A 13,939-nucleotide genomic window follows, 5' to 3' on the forward strand; every position below is an offset into this window, starting at 1 on the left:
TCAAGGCACACGCTGGTGCTGTCGTTGCGGCCGATCAGGATGTCAGTCATGGGTTCCTTCCTCCGTGGGTGGCCGATTGTAGCCACGCGACCAGGGTCTGGACACGCGCAGGTGAAGGCGTGCGCCTCCATCGCGAAACGCGTCGGATCGGTTGAGTCGCCGGGGCAATGCGCAGTAAGGTCCGTCCATTGCTCCGACAGCGAAGTCGTCCATGGTTTTTCCCGCATTTCGTCGCCCCGTGCGCCTGGCGCCTCTCGCCGTCGCAACCCTGCTGCTGGCCGCTTGTGCGAGCACCGGCGGCGGCACCAAGCCGTCGCCCGAGGCCAATCAGCTCTATACGCAACTCGATCAAGCCAGCCGCGGCTACGAAACCGCCGTCACGCAGGCGCGTGCCGGCAACACGCAGGCGGCGCAGAAGACCCTCGATGCATCGTTGGACCAGCTGAAGAGCGCGGCCGCCCATTGCCCGACGACGCCGGGTTGCGACTCGCAGCGCTTCTTCTCGGCATTCGACCGCCTGCTGCGGTTGAAGGACGGCAACTTCTCGCTGGGTGACGATCTCGGCGCGATGGGCGATGAAGTACCCGAGGGCAGCGACAGCGGAAAGACCGGCGCGGCCAGCCTGCCCGAAGCCCAGCGCAGCGTGACGCTGCTGCGCGGGCAGCAGTTGTCCCAGCTGATCGCGATGAACGGTCCGGTGAAGGCGGCGCTGGAGATGTGGCTGACGCAGTGGCGCGGCAATCTCATGGACGCCTACATCAACTACCAGTTCCTGCGTTACCAGATGTGGCCCGAGTACCAGAAGGCCGACCTGCCGGAGGCGCTGCTGTTCGGCATCCTCGCCAAGGAGTCGGGTGGCAAGGTGCATGCCGTGTCGCGTTCGGGCGCGGCGGGCCCGCTGCAGTTCATGTACGCCACCGGCCTGCGCTTCGGGCTCACCACGGAAGACGGCTTCGATTCGCGCTTCGACCCGGCCGCATCGGCGCGTGCGAATGCGGAATACATGGACGAGCAGTTGCGCGCCTTCAACAACAACCTCGAGCTGACCCTTGCGGCCTACAACGGTGGCGAGGGCCGCATGCGACGGATGGTGGGCGACAACACCTCGGTGAGCCTCTACGACCCGACCGTCTACAACCAGCTCTCGCAGGAAACGCGCGACTACGTGCCCTCCGTGCTGGCGGCGGCGTGGCTGTTCCTGCATCCGGAAAGCTACAACCTGCGCTTCCCGCGCGTGGACGGCGCGCCGGGCAGCGTCGTGCTCAAGCGCCCCGCGTCGCTGACGGAGCTCACCGTGTGCCTGGGTTCGGCCGCGGGCATGAGCGATGGCTGGTTCCGCACCTTGCGCAACCTCAACCCGCGGCTTGATCCCGCGGTCAGCCAGCCCGCCGGCGTGCGCGTGATGGTGCCGAAGGTGCTCGAAAAGCCATACGAGGCGCGCTGCACGGACGGTCCGTGGCCGATCCTCGCCAACGACCTGCATACCGCCGTGTTGCCGGTGGTGCCCCCGTCGCCTCCGCCGCCGGTATCTTCGCCGTCGCGTTCATCCGGCAGCGGCAAGACCCGCAGCTACACGGTGCGACGTGGCGACACGCTCACCAGCATCGTCAACAAGCTGGGCTGCACCTCGGTGCAGGAGGTGGCGGAGATGAATGGCCTCAACCACCAGCACATCAAGCCGGGCCAGTCGCTGAAGGTGCCGAGCTGCCGCTGAGCCTTGCCTGCGCGGGCAGGAAAAAGAACGCCACCCCGAAGGGTGGCGTTCCTTCTTCCACGGGCGGTGTAATCAGGCGGCTGCGGTGGCCTGCATCCAGTTCTGCGGTGAATCGGTGCGGTGCGCTTCCTTCAGCTCGCGCAGCAGACGCATCAGGTCGCGATGCTGCGGGCGCAGGTTCGCGTGCGGCGTGTCCTTGGTCTCGTGGTAGGCCACGGCCAGCCACAGGGCGATGCCGCGCATGGCGATTTCGGGATTGTCCGAGCGCGCGCGGGCGAAGCCGATATCGGTGCCCTGGCCCCACGGCAGGTAACGCTCTTCCGGGGCCGTGCCATACAGGTGGGGAAACTCCGAGCGCGAGGCCTGCCCGATCTCACGCAGGGCCATGGTGCCGAGCCGGGCGCGGGTGCGCTTGGGCAGGGCATGGACGCTGCGCTCGATCTCGCGGAACTGGCGCGCCAGCTGGCGGCCGCGGTTCATGGCGATGAGGCGGGTGACGATGCGCATGGGGGCTCCTCGGTCTGGCCAGGGCTGGCGTCCGCTCGCTTGCGACGCCAGCAGCGAGCTTAGCCACACCTGAAGAGGTGTTGCGCCAAAATCGTCACAAAACGACAAAACACGTCACTCGAAGCGTCAATAAATTGACGCCGCCATCAGCCCTTGGGCTGCAGGCCCAGCCGCTGGCCCACCTTTACCGCCTGCTGGGACGGCAGCGAATCGAGTTCGGCCATGCCTTCGGGGAACAGCAGGATCACCGTGGAACCCATGTTGAAGCGGGCCATCTCAGCGAAGCGGTCCAGCGTGATGTTCTGCCCTGCGAAGGACTTGCGGCGGATCGATGGTGCATACGGCGGAATCACCAGGCCATCCCACACGGTGGCCACGCTGGACACCAGGATGGCGCCGACCATCACCACCACGAACGGGCCGTGTTCCCCCTCGAAGTGGCAGACCAGGCGCTCGTTGCGGGCGAACAGGCGCGGGATGGCTTCCACGGCGAACGGCGCCACGCTGAAGATGCGGCCGGGCACGTGCACGGTTTCCTTGAGCGTGCCCTTCAGGGGCATGTGCACGCGGTGATAGTCACGCGGAGACAGGTAAATAGTGGCGAAGCTGCCGTTGCGGTAGGGCGTGGCACTGGCCTCGTCCCCGAGCAGTTCGGCGGCCGTGTACTCCTGCCCCTTGGCCTGGAAGATTCGCCCGTCGGCGATGCGCCCCAGCTGGCTGATCTTGCCGTCGGCGGGCGAGAGCACGGCCGCGGGATCGGCGTCGGCCTGTCGCGCGTCGGCCCGCAGCTTGCGCGTGAAGAACGCATTGAAGTGCTGGTAGGCCAACGGATCGGGCTGCGCAGCCTCGGCCATGTTGACCTGGTAGTTGCGCACGACGGTGCTGATCAGGAAATCCTTCCACGGCTTGAAGGTCCACCGCGTGGCCCAGTAGACCACCCGCGACAAGGCGCGGTGGGGAAGGATGTATTGGAGGAGTACGTTGAAGGTCATCCGGCAAGTATGAACGAAGCGCGGAATGATTACGCCTGGCGGCGCCCGTTGGTGGTTTCTGCTCCTTCTGTTCTCTGGGGGCTTGCGATAGGACGATGGCTGCGTGGTGGTGCGAGCTTGCCGCCTATGGCTGCAGGGTGTCCCTGTAGACGCTCGGGGACCGAGAGCCGCCTTCCTTTCTCCTGTGCGCGACCGAACTTGCCTCGGTCCTCCTGGCCGTCATCCCGGCGAAGGCCGGGATCCAGAGCCTTTGCTCTAGGCGTTTCGATTTGGCGCTACCGCCAGGTTGCCGCTTACGCAGCGGGCGTTTCGACGTCCTGCCGGCGACGCGAAGCTAGTCCCGTGGGACCGCCGAGTCACTTTTCTTTTGCTGGCCCAAAAGAAAAGTAACCCAAAGAAAATGGCCTTGAGAGCCAAGGCTCATGGCAGTACGTGGGATAGAAGCGTCGGTCGACCGAAGCCAGCCGGGATGGGCCCATTACTACCTCGAACGAAGCCGCTACACCGCAACGCGTCGGTGCGAAGAGGACTTAAAGCTTGGGCTGAGGCGACGAAGCCTCGAGCTCTACATGTACCGATGCTTTGATACAGAGCGACCCTTCTACTCCCTCTCCCTGTTGGGGAGAGGGCTGGGGTGAGGGGTCAATCTTGCGAAAGGGCCAAAACGCGCGCCAACCCGCTTTAAGTCCTCACCGCCATGGTGCGTTGCGGGGTAGCCGCTGTGTATCGACGAAGGCGGCAGCAACCAGAGCTCCGAACCCCCTGAGCTTTTCCCTGCAGACTGCTACCAGCTCTTCAGGCCATTCTCGCGTCTCCGGCAGGGGATCGAAACGCCCGCCGCGTCCCACGGGGACTTCCTACGGTCGTAGGCGGCAATCTGGCGGTAGCACTTGATTGTCGCCCTTTTGCAATCCCCCTTCACTCAACTGAATGAAGAGCGGGAGGTGCTTGCCCGAGAGAGAGGCAAAGAGTCCATGAGAGGAGGCCCCAGGCGGCCCCCGCCTGCACACCGGCTATACTTTGCGACCCCTCGACGCCCAGATGCCGCCGTGACCCACGAACTCGCCTCCATCATCGACTTCATCCGTTACGGCGCCAGCCGCTTTTCCGCGGCGGGACTCACCTTCGGGCACAGCCACGATAACCCGATCGACGAGGCTACCCATCTGGTGCTGGCCAGCCTGCACCTGCCGCCGGACATCCCGCCGGCCTATGGCGCGGGCCGCCTGACCAGCGAGGAGCGCGAGCGCGTGCTGGCGTTGATCGAGCGTCGCGTCAGCGAGCGCCTGCCGGTGGCTTACCTGGTCGGAGAAACCTGGTTCGCCGGCCTGAAGTTCAAGAGCGACCGCCGCGCCCTGGTGCCGCGCTCGCCGATCGCCGAGCTGATCGAGTCCGGCTTCACGCCGTGGCTCGACCATCGCCACGTCGAGCGTGCGCTCGACCTGTGCACCGGTTCGGGCTGCATCGGCATCGCCATGGCCGAGTACAACCCTGACTGGCAGGTCGACATCGTCGACATCAGCGATGACGCGTTGTCGCTGGCGCGCGAGAACATCGTGTTCCAGCACGTCGAGGGCCGCGTCGAGGCGATCAAGTCCGATCTGTTCAGCGGCCTCAAGGGCCGTCGTTACGACCTGATCGTGTCGAACCCGCCCTACGTCACGGAAGACGAGTACGCCGCCTTGCCGGGCGAGTACAGCCATGAGCCGAAGCTTGGCCTTACCTCGGGCGAGGACGGACTGGACATCTGCATCCGCATGCTCGACGAAGCGGCGGACTACCTTACCGACGATGGCCTGCTGATCGTCGAGGTGGGTGAAAGCGAACGCGCGCTGGTCGAAGTGCTGCCCGAAGTGCCCTTTGTCTGGATCGAGTTCAAGGTCGGTGCGATGGGCGTGTTTGCGCTGGAGCGCCGCGACCTGATCGAGCACGCCGATGCGATCCGCGCCGAGGCGCGGGCACGCCGGGATCGTTGATCGACCATGGGGCTGGAGACGGCACGGCTCCGGCTCGATGCGCTGCAACCGGCGGATGCGCCCGCGCTGTTTCGTTATCGCTCCGATCCGGAAGTGGCGCGGTACCAGGGGTGGCAGCCCGGGACGCTGGCGGATGCGGATCGTTTCATCGGCAAGCAATCGGCCACACCCGTGCCTGGAACGTGGTTCCAGCGCGCGATCCGGCTGCATGATGGCGAGCTGATCGGCGACCTGGGCTTCTGCCTGTCGGGGGATGGCCTGGCCGAATTCGGTATCACGGTGGCGCCGGAGCACCAGGGGAAGGGTTTCGCGCGCGAGGCCGCGCAGGCATTGCTGGGCGAGCTGTTCGGGCGGCTGGACGTCCATCGCGTGCACGCCTCGGTCGACCCGCGCAACACGCCGAGCATGGCGCTGATGCGCTCCCTTGGCCTGCGGCAGGAGGCGCATTTTCGCGAGAGCCTGCACCACCGGGGCGAGTGGGTGGATGACGCGGTTTTCGCCGTGCTTGCGCGCGAGTGGCGCGAGATCGCGGCAAAGAGCGCGGCGATGCCTGCATCGCGCTAAGCTGTGCGGGTTTCCCTGCAGACGACCGAGCCTCGTGTCCAGCAATTCCTTCGGCAAACTCTTTACCGTCACCACCTTCGGCGAAAGCCATGGTCCCGCCATCGGCTGCGTGATCGATGGTTGCCCGCCGGGCCTGCCGCTGGCGGTGGAAGAGTTCCGGGACGACCTGGGACGGCGCGCCACCGGCAAGACCCGCCACACCTCGCAGCGGCGTGAAGCCGACGAGGTGGAAATCCTCTCCGGCGTCTACGAAGGCAAGACCACCGGTACGCCCATCGCGCTGCTGATCCGCAACACGGACCAGCGCAGCAAGGATTACGGCGACATCGCCCAGACCTTCCGTCCGGGCCATGCCGATTACACGTACTGGCAGAAGTATGGCATTCGCGACCCGCGCGGCGGCGGCCGTTCCTCCGCGCGCGAAACGACCATGCGCGTCGCGGCGGGCGTCGTCGCCAAGAAATGGCTGGCGGAACGCCATGGCGTTCGCGTCCGTGGCTACATGGCGCAGATCGGCGAGATCACGCCCGGCTCGTTCGATTGGGGCGTGGTGGAACAGAACCCGTTCTTCTGGCCCGATGCCCACGAGGTGTCGGTGCTGGAGTCCTACATGGACGCGCTGCGCAAGTCCGGTGATTCCGTCGGTGCGCGCGTCAACGTGGTGGCCGATGGCGTGCCGCCGGGCTGGGGCGAGCCGATCTACGGCAAACTCGACGCCGATATCGCCGCCGCGCTCATGTCGATCAACGCGGTGAAAGGCGTGGAAGTCGGCGACGGCTTCGAGGCGGTCATGCAGCACGGCAGCCAGCACCGCGATGAGATGGCGATGGACGGCTTTGCGTCCAATCATGCCGGCGGCATCCTCGGCGGCATCAGCACCGGGCAGGCGATCGTGGCGTCGATGGCGCTCAAGCCCACCTCGAGCATCCTCATTCCGGGCCGCAGCGTGAACCTCGCGGGCGAGGCGGTCGACGTGGTCACCAAGGGCCGTCACGATCCCTGCGTGGGCATCCGCGCGACGCCGATCGCCGAAGCGATGGTCGCCCTCGTGCTGATGGACCACGCGCTGCGCCATCGCGCCCAGTGCGGTGATGTCGGCGAGGTCAGCCCCCGCATTCCCTGAAGTTCTGGCGCGCAGGTTGCGCCACCCGATGTTGGAAAGACGCACAAGCTGATGACTGCCAAACCGAAAGTCTGGGTGTCGCGCCCGCTGTTCCCCGATGTGCTTGCGCGCCTGGCCGAATACTTCGATGTCGAGGCCGAAGCCGTCGAGCATCGCCACACCGCCGATGAGCTCAGGAAGAAACTCGCAGGCGTGGACGCCGCCGTGGTTGGCCTCGCCGACCGCGTGGACGCCGCCGTGCTGGAGGGCAACCAGCGGCTCAAGGTCGTCGCCAACCTCGGCGTCGGATACAACAACCTGGATCTCGACGCGCTCACCCGCGCCGGCGTCCTGGCCAGCAACACCCCCGAGGTGCTTACCGAGAGCGTCGCCGACTTCGCCTGGGCGCTGATGCTGGCGGCCGGACGCCGCGTGGGCGCGGCGGAGCGCTGGCTGCGCGCGGGCCATTGGCCGGGCAGCAACATGCGCTTCGACGACTGGCTGGGCGTGGACATCCACGGCCGCACGCTGGGCATCCTCGGCATGGGCCGCATCGGGCAGGGCATCGCCCGCCGCGCCTACGGCTTCGATATGCGGGTGCTGTATCACAACCGCTCGCGACTGCCCGAAGCGGTGGAGCGCGAATGCCACGCCACCCTGGTCAGCAAGGACGACTTGCTGCGCCAGGCCGATGTCCTGGTGCTGGTGCTGCCGTTCACGCCCGAGAACCGGCACGCCATCGGTGCGCCGGAACTGGCGCAGATGAAGCGCTCGGCGGTGCTGGTGAATGTTGCGCGGGGCGGCATCGTCGACGATGCTGCACTGGCGGCCGCGCTTCGCGAAGGTCGGCTGGCCGCGGCCGGGGTGGATGTCTTTGAAGGCGAACCTTCCGTGCATCCGGACCTCATCTCGTTGGAGAATGTGGTGCTCAGCCCGCATATCGCCAGCGCCAGCGAAGAAACGCGCCGCGCGATGGCCAATCTGGCCGTCGACAATGTGATGGCGGCGCTGGGTTTTGGCGAATCGGCCGGAAAACCGCCGACGCCGTTGAATCCGGTGGTGATGAACCGCTGGACGGCATCCAAAGCGTGATGACTTTCACGCCCATGCGTGCCGCAGGTTGTTTTGTGCGCTGCCCCGGCTAGATTTCCGCGCATGGCGGAAATCGGTGCCGAAAGGCAGTTTTTCCGATTTCTCCTCCTACCTGATAACGGGACATGAGCAAGAAGAGCAGCTACAAGGTGGCAATGGTCGGCGCGACGGGCGCCGTGGGCGAAACCCTGCTGGCCATACTGGCCGAGCGCGAGTTTCCGATCAGCGAGCTGGTGCCGCTGGCCAGCGAGCGTTCGGCGGGCGAAAAAATCACCTTTGGCGGCAAACAGGTCACCGTTAAAAACCTGGCCGACTACGACTTCGACGGCGTCGATATCGCCTTCTTCTCGGCCGGCGGTTCGGTGAGCCGCGAGCACGCCCCGCGCGCAGCGGCGGCGGGCGCGGTGGTGATCGACAACACGTCCGAATACCGCTACCAGGACGACATCCCGCTGGTGGTCAGCGAAGTGAACCCGCACGCGATCGCCGAGTACACCACGCGCGGCATCATCGCCAACCCGAACTGCTCCACCATGCAGATGCTCGTGGCGCTGGCGCCGATCCATCGCGCGGCGGGCATCGAGCGCATCAACGTGGCCACCTACCAGTCCGTTTCCGGCGCCGGCCGCAGCGGCCTGGAGGAACTCGGCCAGCAGACGGCTGCGATGCTGAGCTTCCAGGACGTGGAGCCGAAGAAGTTCTCCAAGCAGATCGCCTTCAACGTCATCCCGCACATCGACGACTTCCAGCCCAACGGCTACACCAAGGAAGAAATGAAGATGGTGTGGGAGACGCGCAAGATCCTCGAGGACGACACCATCCAGGTGAATCCGACCGCGGTGCGCGTGCCCGTGTTCTACGGCCACGCCGAGGCCGTGCACATCGAAACGCGCGACAAGATCACCGCCGGGCAGGCTCGCGAGCTGCTGGAAAACGCCGAGGGCGTGGTGGTGATGGACGAGCGCAAGGCCGGTGGCTATCCGACGCCGGTCGGCGATGCCGCGGGCAAGGATCCGGTGTTCGTGGGCCGCATCCGCGAGGACATCTCGCATGAGCGCGGCCTGGATCTTTGGGTGGTCGCCGACAACATCCGCAAGGGCGCCGCGCTGAACGCCGTGCAGGTCGCCGAACTGCTCATCAAGGATTACCTGTAATGAAAGTCGTGCTGTCCAGGCTGTTGTGGTGTGGGCTGGTGCTTGCCGTGCCGGCCTGGGCAGCGCAAAACCCCTCCGCGTCAGGAAGCCAGGCTCCCGCTCCGCAAAAGGGGTTGGACCAAGCCATTTCCACGCAACAGGGGGAAGTGAAGCGGCTGCAGGGCGACGTCCAGAAGGAAGAGAGCCGGACACACCAGGCGGACGAGAAACTGAAACAGCAGGATCAGCAGATCGCCGACCTGCAGCGCCAGCTCAAGGCACTGCAGGCCGCACGGCAGGGAACCGGTCATCCCTGAGCAGGGTTCGCGCCGTGGCTGGATGCGGACGGACAAGAACAAACTGCAGCAAGATGTTGTAAATACTGGCCGGTACTATTGTTGATTGGCTTGTACCTAACTAAAGTGACCCCTCGTTGCAGATGCCACCGTTTTGCGGTGAGCCAATAAAAACGTCGGGGTCGTTCGGGGGAATACACGATGAATCGTTCGTTGAAGCTGTCGATGCTGCTGGCGCTTGCCTTGGGCAGCAGCCAGGCAGCCGCGCTGGAACTGGGCCAGATCCAGGTGAAATCCGCCCTGGGGCAGCCGTTGCTGGCCGAGATCCCGGTCAATCCCGATAGCCCGGCCGAGCTGCAGAACCTGACCGCACGGCTGGCTTCCGCCGAGGATGCCGCCCAGGCGGGCGTCGCCGCCGGTCCGGCGGTTCCCCTGCAATTCGCGGTGGTCGACGGCGCCAACGGCAAGAAGGTCATCCGCATCACCAGTTCCGCACCGGTGAACGACCCCTATCTCGATCTCCTGGTCGAAGTGAACAACGCGGCGGGCAAGAGCCTGCGTGAGTTCACCATCCTGCTCGATCCGCCGAGCAGCGTGGCCAACAACGTGCCGGCGACCCGCGCCCCGGCGCAGGCGGCCGCTCCCAAGCCTTCACGCCGTGCCGCCAGCACGCCGCCGGCCGCCAGCAGCACCAGCCAGGCAGCCGCTCCTGCGCCGGCTCCCGAAGCCAAGCCCGCCAAGCCGGCGGTGGCTCCGCGCGCCGCGGCAGGCGAGACGTTCGGCCCGGTCGAGCGTGGCCAGACGCTGTCGGCCATCGCCCATGAAACGGCGCCCGAAGGCGTCGACACCAACCAGATGCTGTTGGCCCTCAAGCAGGCCAACCCGGACGCGTTCTACCGCGACAACATCAATGCCCTCAAGACCGGCGCCGTGCTGCGCATCCCGTCGAAGGCCGATGCGCAGGCGACCGCCGTCGCCGCGGCGGCCGCCGAGGTGCTGCGCCAGAACGGCGACTGGCGCTCGGGCGCCGCGCGCACGCCCACCACGGTGGCCGATGCCGGTACCCGCGCGAATGCGTCGTCCGCGCCGACCACCTCCGCGCCCGCGGGTGACCGCCTGGCCCTGGTTCCCGCCAAGGAGGGTGCCGACAACGCGGCCGGCAAGGGTGGCAAGGGCGGCGACAAGGCCGCGGAGAAGGGCATGGCCGCCCTTCACCAGGACCTGCTGCGCAGCCAGGAGGCGCTCACCACCCTGCAGCAGCAGGGCAATGAGCTGAAGTCGCGCCTGAAGGACCTGGAAGACATCAACGGCAAGAACGAGCGCCTGCTGTCGCTGAAGGACAGCGAGATCGCCGACCTGCAGCGCCAGCTGGCGGAGGCCCGCAAGGCCGCCGGGCAGCCCGCGGCGGCCACGCCGGCCAAGGCGGCGGCGACCGCCGCTGCCGCCGCGCCGGAAGCGGGCAAGCCCGAGGCCGCGAAGCCCTCCGAGGAAACCGTGGTCAAGGCCAGCGAGCCGGCAGCGACGCCGGCACCGGCGGCCACGGCTCCCGCCAACACGGCGGCCACCCAGGCTCCGGCCAGCGAGCCGGCGCATGCCGCCGCCGCTGCCAAGCCTGCCGCCAAGCCGGCCGCACCGAAGCCGGTGCCGGTGGTCGAAGAAGAACCGTGGTACATGCAGACCTGGGCCTGGGGTGCCGGCGCAGGTGCTGCCGTGCTGCTGCTCCTGCTGGCGCTGCGTGGCCGCAATCGCAAGCCCGCCGCCGCGGCCACGGCATCGACGGGCTCGCTGGCCGACCGTTTCGGCACCGAGCCGACCCTCGGCCTCGGCAGCGCGGACCCGGATCAGGACGAACTGCTCGATCAGTTGGCCGAACATCCGGACGACATCGGCCTGCACCTGGAGCTGGTCAGCCTTTACTACAGCCGCCGCGACGTCGAGCACTTCGAGGCCGCCGCCGAGGCGATGCACGCGCATATTGCCGATCCGCAGCAGTCGGAGTGGCAGGACGTGGTGCACATGGGCGAAGACCTCGTTCCGGAGCATCCGCTGTTCTCCCACGGCGCGCCGCTGCCGCCGCAGGGTGAAGACGAGCACGATGCGCTCGACCACTTCGATCTGGACCGTTACGCCAGCGAGACGGACGACCTCGAGCCGCCGCCGCTTCCGTCGCAGCCCTCCGCTCCGAACAAGAAGGTCAGCGAGTATCACTTCGACTTCGACCTGACGCCGCGCCCGGCACACAACCACACCAGCGCGCCTGCAGCCTCGCCGGCAGCCGCCGTCGAACATGCCGTCGAGGAAGACCTGGAAACGGGCGGCAACAGCTGGGCGTTCGCCGAGCCGACCGAAGACCTCGCGGCCCACGAGCTGGAGCCGTTGGACCACGAGATCGGCCAGTTCAGCGACGATCCGGTGGACACCAAGCTCGATCTCGCGCGCGCCTACCTCGACATGGGCGATCCGGACGGTGCCCAGGCGATGCTCGAGGAAGTCATGCACGAAGGTACGCAGATGCAGAAGGACGTGGCCAAGCGCCTGCTCGACAGCATCCACTGACGAACCGCTTCGTGGCTGCACATCCCGCTCGGGCCGGCCTTTGCCGGCCCGAGTCCGTTTGGGGCCTGTTACCCTTGTTGTTCCTGTAGACGGCGTTTTTCCTTCATGCGACTTGCCCTGGGCATCGAATACGACGGCACCGAGTTCTCCGGCTGGCAGCGGCTGAGCCACGGTGACACGGTGCAGGGTGCGCTGGAGAAGGCCTTGTCGTTCGTGGCGGCCCATCCCGTCGAGGTGACCTGCGCGGGGCGCACCGATGCGGGCGTGCACGGACGTTGCCAGGTGGTGCATTTCGATACGGAAGTTGAGCGCGATATGCGCGGCTGGGTGCTCGGTACCTGCTCGAACCTGCCGGCCAGCGTCGCGGTGCTGTGGGCGCAGCCGGTGGATGGGGCCTTTCATGCGCGCTTCTCCGCACGCAGCCGGCGCTACCGCTACCGCATCCTCAATCGGCCCGTGCGCGCTGCGTTGGACGCGCGTTACGTGGCATGGGAGCGACTGCCGCTCGATGCCGCGCGCATGCACGAAGCCGCCCAGGTGCTGGTGGGCGAGCATGATTTCACCACGTTCCGCGCGGTGTCGTGCCAGGCGGCCCACGCCCGTCGCGAAGTGTTGGGGGTGAGCGTGCGCCGCGAGGACGAGCAGGTCGTGATCGAGATCGAAGCAAATGCCTTCCTGCACCACATGGTGCGCAACATCGTCGGTTCGCTGCTGCCGATCGGGCGCGGCGAACAGCCCGTGTCCTGGATGGGCGAACTGCTTGAGGGGCGCAATCGCGCGGTGGCCGGCCCGACAGCGCTGGCGTCGGGGCTGACCTTTCTCGGCCCGCGCTACGACGCGCATTGGGGCCTGCCTGCGGAGGTGAGCCGATGACACGCATCAAGTGCTGCGGCATGACTCGCGTCGAGGACGCATTGCTGGCGGCGAAGCTGGGGGCGGATGCGATTGGCCTGGTCTTCACCGCGCGCAGCAAGCGCCGCGTCACGCTCGAACAGGCGCGAGCCATCGTGGGCGCATTGCCACCCTTCGTCGGCACCGTCGCCTTGTTCATGGACGACGACGCCGAACTCGTGCAGGAAGTGATCGAGGCCGTGCAACCGGATCTGCTCCAGTTCCACGGCGAGGAGCCGGACAACTGGTGCGCGCAGTTTGGCCGGCGTTTCCTCAAGGCCATTGCCATGGGTGCGGGCAAGGTGGCGCTGCACAAGCTGCGACGCTATCCGTCGGCGTCCGGATTGCTGCTCGACGGTCACGGCCTGGGCGAAGCGGGCGGCAGTGGCAAGGCGTTCGACTGGTCGCTGATGCCGACGGAGCTGGAGCAGCCGCTGATCCTCGCCGGCGGCCTCACGCCGGTGAACGTGGCCGAGGCGATCCGCATCGCCCGCCCGTGGGCGGTGGACGTCGCTAGCGGCGTGGAGTCGTCGCCAGGCATCAAGGATCCGCAGAAGCTCGCCGATTTCATCCAGGCCGTCCGCAAGGCCTCCCCGTAGATCTCTGTAGGAGCGCGCCCAGTGCGCGACAGCCTTTCGCGCCGGTCTGCATGGTCATCTTTGCAATGGGCGAAGATTTGGCGTTGCAATTGTTGATTTCTCGCGACCGGGCTCGCCTGCCGCGGGCTTCCGTCCTCCTGCCGGAGGCCGGGTCACTTTCTCTTGCTTGCCCAAGAGAAAGTAACCAAAGAGAAGGGCACCCCGCGTGGCGCTGGCCGGGCTTCGCCCAGCCAGTCCGTGAGGGGCGGCCGGGCTTTTCGACCGGGCTCCTGCCCGGACGAAAAGTGCCCGACATCCCTGTCGGGCACCCCTGCGGGGCCTGATCGACCACCCCTCACCGCCCCACAGGGGATGTTTGAAGGCTCGTGCCGCTGCGCGGCACATCGCACCGAGAAGATCATGGGTGCCGTTCGTTGTGGGAGCGCACCCTGTGCGCGACAGCCTTTCGCGCCGGTCTGCATGGTCATCTTTGCGATGGGCGAAGATTTGGCGTTGCAATTGTTGATTTCTCGCGACC

The 13,939-nt window shown here is 66.8% G+C and carries 12 protein-coding genes; 10 read left to right on the forward strand and 2 right to left on the reverse strand.

What is annotated here, in order from left to right; genetic code table 11:
* The first annotated feature begins 211 nt into the window (after positions 1 to 211).
* Positions 212 to 1,714, forward strand: a complete 1,503-nt coding sequence (locus JMF82_RS20010) for a transglycosylase SLT domain-containing protein (protein WP_201316287.1) — start codon at positions 212 to 214, stop codon at positions 1,712 to 1,714.
* Between the two features lie 72 nt (positions 1,715 to 1,786).
* Here the strand turns inward: JMF82_RS20010 and JMF82_RS20015 are convergent, their stop codons facing one another.
* Positions 1,787 to 2,221: a hypothetical protein gene (locus JMF82_RS20015; protein WP_201316288.1), complete on the reverse strand. Its 435-nt coding sequence runs from the start codon at positions 2,219 to 2,221 to the stop codon at positions 1,787 to 1,789.
* Positions 2,222 to 2,367: 146 nt separating this feature from the next.
* Entirely contained in the window at positions 2,368 to 3,213 is an 846-nt protein-coding gene (gene asd / locus JMF82_RS20020; RefSeq protein ID WP_201316289.1) for an archaetidylserine decarboxylase, read from the reverse strand.
* Positions 3,214 to 4,262: 1,049 nt separating this feature from the next.
* Here asd and prmB point away from each other — a divergent pair.
* The 9 genes from prmB (at position 4,263) to JMF82_RS20065 (ending at position 13,422) form a co-directional block, all read left to right on the forward strand.
* On the forward strand, positions 4,263 to 5,189 hold the full coding sequence (prmB, locus tag JMF82_RS20025) for a 50S ribosomal protein L3 N(5)-glutamine methyltransferase (RefSeq protein ID WP_201316290.1): 927 nt from the start codon (positions 4,263 to 4,265) through the stop codon (positions 5,187 to 5,189).
* 6 nt (positions 5,190 to 5,195) lie between these two features.
* Positions 5,196 to 5,753, forward strand: coding sequence for a GNAT family protein (locus JMF82_RS20030; RefSeq protein ID WP_201316291.1), 558 nt, complete (start codon positions 5,196 to 5,198; stop codon positions 5,751 to 5,753).
* A 34-nt stretch (positions 5,754 to 5,787) separates the two neighbouring features.
* The gene (gene aroC / locus JMF82_RS20035) at positions 5,788 to 6,876 is read left to right on the forward strand and encodes a chorismate synthase (protein WP_201316292.1); all 1,089 of its coding nucleotides are present in this window, start codon (positions 5,788 to 5,790) and stop codon (positions 6,874 to 6,876) included.
* A gap of 51 nt (positions 6,877 to 6,927) precedes the next feature.
* Positions 6,928 to 7,947: a D-glycerate dehydrogenase gene (locus JMF82_RS20040; protein ID WP_201316293.1), complete on the forward strand. Its 1,020-nt coding sequence runs from the start codon at positions 6,928 to 6,930 to the stop codon at positions 7,945 to 7,947.
* A 125-nt stretch (positions 7,948 to 8,072) separates the two neighbouring features.
* The gene (locus JMF82_RS20045) at positions 8,073 to 9,101 is read left to right on the forward strand and encodes an aspartate-semialdehyde dehydrogenase (protein ID WP_201316294.1); all 1,029 of its coding nucleotides are present in this window, start codon (positions 8,073 to 8,075) and stop codon (positions 9,099 to 9,101) included.
* A complete protein-coding gene (locus JMF82_RS20050) occupies positions 9,101 to 9,397 on the forward strand; it encodes a hypothetical protein (protein WP_201316295.1) in 297 nt (98 codons plus the stop codon). Before JMF82_RS20045 ends, JMF82_RS20050 begins: the two co-directional genes overlap by 1 nt.
* A gap of 180 nt (positions 9,398 to 9,577) precedes the next feature.
* The gene (locus JMF82_RS20055; protein WP_201316296.1) at positions 9,578 to 11,932 is read left to right on the forward strand and encodes a FimV/HubP family polar landmark protein; all 2,355 of its coding nucleotides are present in this window, start codon (positions 9,578 to 9,580) and stop codon (positions 11,930 to 11,932) included.
* Positions 11,933 to 12,037: 105 nt separating this feature from the next.
* A complete protein-coding gene (truA, locus tag JMF82_RS20060; protein WP_201316297.1) occupies positions 12,038 to 12,805 on the forward strand; it encodes a tRNA pseudouridine(38-40) synthase TruA in 768 nt (255 codons plus the stop codon).
* Positions 12,802 to 13,422 carry a phosphoribosylanthranilate isomerase gene (locus tag JMF82_RS20065; RefSeq protein WP_201316298.1) on the forward strand — a complete coding sequence of 207 codons (621 nt, stop codon included), beginning with the start codon at positions 12,802 to 12,804 and terminating at the stop codon, positions 13,420 to 13,422. Before truA ends, JMF82_RS20065 begins: the two co-directional genes overlap by 4 nt.
* Positions 13,423 to 13,939 lie beyond the last annotated feature (517 nt).

This window comes from Dyella sp. EPa41, assembly GCF_016586165.1.
In the GTDB taxonomy this organism is placed as follows: domain Bacteria; phylum Pseudomonadota; class Gammaproteobacteria; order Xanthomonadales; family Rhodanobacteraceae; genus Dyella.

What these genes read in the sequence shown, in the direction of transcription:
- JMF82_RS20030 (WP_201316291.1), top strand. Translation starts at nt 5,196, where the DNA reads ATGGGGCTGGAGACGGCACGGCTCCGGCTCGATGCGCTGCAACCGGCG.
- JMF82_RS20050 (WP_201316295.1), top strand. Translation starts at nt 9,101, where the DNA reads ATGAAAGTCGTGCTGTCCAGGCTGTTGTGGTGTGGGCTGGTGCTTGCC.
- JMF82_RS20015 (WP_201316288.1), bottom strand. Translation starts at nt 2,221, where the DNA reads ATGCGCATCGTCACCCGCCTCATCGCCATGAACCGCGGCCGCCAGCTG.
- JMF82_RS20055 (WP_201316296.1), top strand. Translation starts at nt 9,578, where the DNA reads ATGAATCGTTCGTTGAAGCTGTCGATGCTGCTGGCGCTTGCCTTGGGC.
- JMF82_RS20010 (WP_201316287.1), top strand. Translation starts at nt 212, where the DNA reads ATGGTTTTTCCCGCATTTCGTCGCCCCGTGCGCCTGGCGCCTCTCGCC.
- truA (WP_201316297.1), top strand. Translation starts at nt 12,038, where the DNA reads ATGCGACTTGCCCTGGGCATCGAATACGACGGCACCGAGTTCTCCGGC.
- JMF82_RS20065 (WP_201316298.1), top strand. Translation starts at nt 12,802, where the DNA reads ATGACACGCATCAAGTGCTGCGGCATGACTCGCGTCGAGGACGCATTG.
- JMF82_RS20045 (WP_201316294.1), top strand. Translation starts at nt 8,073, where the DNA reads ATGAGCAAGAAGAGCAGCTACAAGGTGGCAATGGTCGGCGCGACGGGC.
- asd (WP_201316289.1), bottom strand. Translation starts at nt 3,213, where the DNA reads ATGACCTTCAACGTACTCCTCCAATACATCCTTCCCCACCGCGCCTTG.
- JMF82_RS20040 (WP_201316293.1), top strand. Translation starts at nt 6,928, where the DNA reads ATGACTGCCAAACCGAAAGTCTGGGTGTCGCGCCCGCTGTTCCCCGAT.